The 550-nt window shown below is 50.5% G+C and carries 1 pseudogene; it reads left to right on the plus strand.

Going from position 1 to position 550, the window contains the following annotated elements:
* Positions 1-273, plus strand: a pseudogene (locus tag NP589_RS21620) (hypothetical protein); the annotation flags it as partial.
* Between the last annotated feature and the right edge of the window lie 277 nt (positions 274-550).

Genomic DNA, 550 nt, shown 5'->3' on the forward strand with positions numbered 1-550 from the left:
TTGAATATATCCATCGTTGGGATGTGGTTGGTGCCAGGGCACCACCGAGACTCATATTCAGTATACGAGGTATCCCTTTTGGATATCAACAATGGCTATTTATACGGGTTTGCGCAAGATAGTGGCGAGCACAAAGCAATTCGCCCGTATATGTACGCGAACCGTAACACAGGGCAGAACGAAGCACGGTTAGAAGCGTTAAACAAAGTTTTTCAAAAACTTTATGCCACAGCCGAAGAGCAGACGCACAAAGGTACAAATTTGAACAGATAGTTCTCAGTGACCCGCAAGGCAAAAAGTAAAGCCTACGGCTCAATCAGCAGCAAGTAGCCAGGATGAAGCGCAGTGGAATCCAGGTAATCAAAGCTATAAAATTCCGATTTCGTTACACGCCATTGAGGCTGTGCAATTTGGACACCAAGCGGCCTTTAACTCCGGGACGGTTTTCCCCCGTATGCCGCGCCGAGCACCAGAGCATTTATCGAGAACAGCCCGAAGGGGCACCGCAGGGATGCGGTGCGTCGGCGGAGGGGCTGGGAAGCCCCTTCCG

It is taken from the genome of Methylomonas rosea, from assembly GCF_024505055.1.
GTDB classification, from domain to species: domain Bacteria; phylum Pseudomonadota; class Gammaproteobacteria; order Methylococcales; family Methylomonadaceae; genus Methylomonas; species Methylomonas rosea.